The sequence below is a fragment of the Pseudomonas sp. Ps21-P2 genome, from assembly GCF_039672565.1.
Taxonomy (GTDB): Bacteria; Pseudomonadota; Gammaproteobacteria; order Pseudomonadales; family Pseudomonadaceae; genus Aquipseudomonas.
In genome coordinates, this window is record NZ_JBDFPL010000023.1 from 4868 (window position 1) to 7815 (window position 2948).

Below are 2948 nucleotides of genomic sequence, written 5' to 3' on the forward strand. Positions count from 1 at the left end.
GCGGTATCTGGAGGAAACTCCCAAGTTCCGGGCAAATCCAGTTGATCAGTGCGCGGTCAGCTTGTGGCAGATGGCTTGCAGCTGAGTCAAGGTGAAATGTCAGCAGTTTTGCTGCTTGACCAACTACACCCGCGATAGAACTGTTGAATCAGGAACTCCAGCGACGGAGCGTGAAACGTGAGACTGGGGCCGACCGTAGTGATACCCCTGAGCATAATTACACCCATTGCTGGCCAGCCAAGATGGAAGGGAGGGTGAGTGAAAATCCTCGATGCCTTCCGCGGTTACTTTCATATTCAGGCTACGTGCCATCCCTAAAATGGCTTCTACCATTGGACGATGATCAGTCTTACCGATCTCAAAAAAAGATCGGTCTATCTTGATTTTATCAATGGACAAACGTGTCAAATGATAAAGACCTGAGTAGCCAGTGCCGAAGTCATCAAGTGCCACTGTGATGCCATGTGCGTGAAGTCTGTTCAGATTGCGCTCGGCCGCTTCGATATTGCCGACCAAGGCCTCTTCGGTTATTTCGACCTCAAAGCGGTCAAATGGAAACTGCTCATGGCGCAACTGCTCCAGGAACCGATCAGGAAAAAGCTCATCGGTGATCATTGCTGCACTGACGTTCAGCGAAAGATGAAGGTGATCGTCCCAATCCCTGGCAGCGTTACAAGCTTGCTTAACGAGAGATTGAGTCATCATGGGGATCAACCCTAGGCGTTCAAGCGCTGGAATAAAATCAGCAGGCATCCCAGTGCTCCCATCTGGCTTGAGCCATCTGGCCAAGATCTCAAATCCGACGACTTCCTGAGAAGGCAGTGCAACAATAGGCTGATAGAATGGAACGATCTCATTCAGTTCCACTGCCTGTTTAAGCGCAGCGTCTTCATCGATTTGAGCCTGATATTGGAGCCCATGCTCTGTTTCGTAAAAATGGTAGGTTGAACGACCCGTAACCTTACCCCTGTACATTGCTACATCTGCGCAGTGCAATAGCGCTGAGGTTTCGGTAGCGTCGACCCACGAACGAGAGATGCCAACTGTAGCTCCCTGTCGGAAGGGTCGAAGCTTCTCGAGCATAGGGGCCCCTATTCGCGAAATCACATCTGCGGCAATGAGGCCCAGCTCGCGTTCCTCTCTACGGCTGGTAAATACGACGCAGAATTCATCGCCTCCTAGACGCGAAGCGATGCCGCCGTATTTGATTGCAATCTCCTCCAGCCGTTTTGCTACCTCAATGAGCACCGCGTCACCCGTTGCATGCCCGCGCTGATCGTTAACCGCCTTGAAATAGTCAAGGTCGATCAGCATCACAATCACAGGTTCCAGCTGAGCGAGTTGCTCGTTTACAAGCTCCATGAAGGCACGCCGATTGAGCAGGCCGCTGAGTGAGTCGTACCTTGCCAGCTTCTCTGTATGGGACTGCAACCCTTCGAGTTGAAGGTAATTGCGTCGGGCATTACTGATCATTTTCATGAGCATCACGCCCGGCCCGATCAAGGCGATTAGTGAAAAACCCGTAGATGTCAGTACGAAACGTAACCTTTCTCCTTCCTCAAAAATGCCGTCATAGTGAAGGCCAAGCCCCCGCATCACCCATGCCTCCAGCTTGAACTCCCACAGAATGGAAAGGGCCATGACAGTAAGCAGGGTGAGAAAAAGTAGCTGTATCAGACGGTATGGACTGGGTAAGCGTAAATAGGTCATGGGCAGCCTCACAGGCCAAGCTAGCAGCACGTAATATCATATGGCCATCTTCCCATAAGGCCATGGCGTCGGTTATAGAACCTGTTTATTCATTCGATAGAAAAGATTGCTTTTTCTAGGGAGCTTCATCTTTATGGGCATGCCAACGGAGGTAGAGCTATCGCCAAAATAGCGTACGGCCCAGTAGTTTGCCCTGAGATACTGCGCCTTGTGGGCAGGCCACCCAGCCGACCCGCTCTTCATTAAGCATCAGACAGCGCCCGTCGCAGCTTCCACACAATGGTTGATCGGCACTGCTGCGTCCAAGTAACCGCCATGGGTCCAAGATCCCGATTCACTCTTGACTTGCTCAAGAGCCCTCATCGGGTTTTGTCCTTGCTGGATTCTCGTTTGTGACCGGCAGATGGACATCCCGGACACTCGCATTGTCATGAAATGCTATCGACGGGACGAGGGAAACCTTGAGTATCTCCCTCAGAGCAGCGCGCTCGGCGGGCAGGTTTAGGTTTGGATCCTCTCACCCTAGCCAAGGCCCTTAGCAGCTGAGCCTTGGCGGCTCGCCGCTGGCGGATGGCGATGTTTGGCCGGTCGCGGCATGTCTCCGTCCTTCGATTTAGTCGACGCCAAAGCGAAATTGGTTCTAGTACCTCGGTCCACCGCGATGGCCTAAAGATGCTAGCTCGGCGCCAGTCCACTCAGCTCGGGTACAAAAACTGCATAGGTCATTTGACCGCCAATTTGATGACAACCTATGAAGCCTCCATATTTTACCTTACCGAGGCTTTCACCCTCGGCGCTCACCAAGGCGCTGATTGGCTTCATCGCGCTTGTATGTTTATCGTTGATGCTTGCTACAGCGTGGCAGATGAATCAATCCAGGCTTGAGCGCATCGCTAATGCCAAAATTGCAGTTTCAAACATTGTTCTAGCTGCCGAACAGCAAGCTCAGGACACAATACGCCAGGCTGACAATACGCTGCGCGATCTTGTTGAGCGTGTGGAACACGATGGTGTAGCGGGAGAACAGTTGTCACGACTGACGAAGCTGATGGCTCAGGACGTGATAAACGTGGAAGGACTTCAAGGGCTGTTTATCTACGATGCCCAGGGTCAGTGGGTCGCCAATTCCTTTGCGCACAGTGTGCAGGAAAAAAACAACGGCGACCGCGCCTATTTTGCCTACCACCGCGACCATACCGATGAATCCATTCACGTTGGCTCAATTGTAAAAAGCCGCA

The 2948-nt window shown here is 52.2% G+C and carries 1 protein-coding gene and 1 pseudogene; one reads left to right on the forward strand and one right to left on the reverse strand.

Annotated elements, in window-relative coordinates; translation table 11 throughout:
- Positions 1-123 precede the first annotated feature (123 nt).
- Positions 124-1710 carry an EAL domain-containing protein gene (locus ABEH28_RS27045; protein WP_346631547.1) on the reverse strand — a complete coding sequence of 529 codons (1587 nt, stop codon included), beginning with the start codon at positions 1708-1710 and terminating at the stop codon, positions 124-126.
- A gap of 751 nt (positions 1711-2461) precedes the next feature.
- On the opposite strand from ABEH28_RS27045, the pseudogene ABEH28_RS27050 reads away from it, so the two are divergent.
- A pseudogene (locus ABEH28_RS27050) lies at positions 2462-2948 on the forward strand (diguanylate cyclase); the annotation flags it as partial.

What these genes read in the sequence shown, in the direction of transcription:
- ABEH28_RS27045 (WP_346631547.1), bottom strand. Translation starts at nt 1,710, where the DNA reads ATGACCTATTTACGCTTACCCAGTCCATACCGTCTGATACAGCTACTT.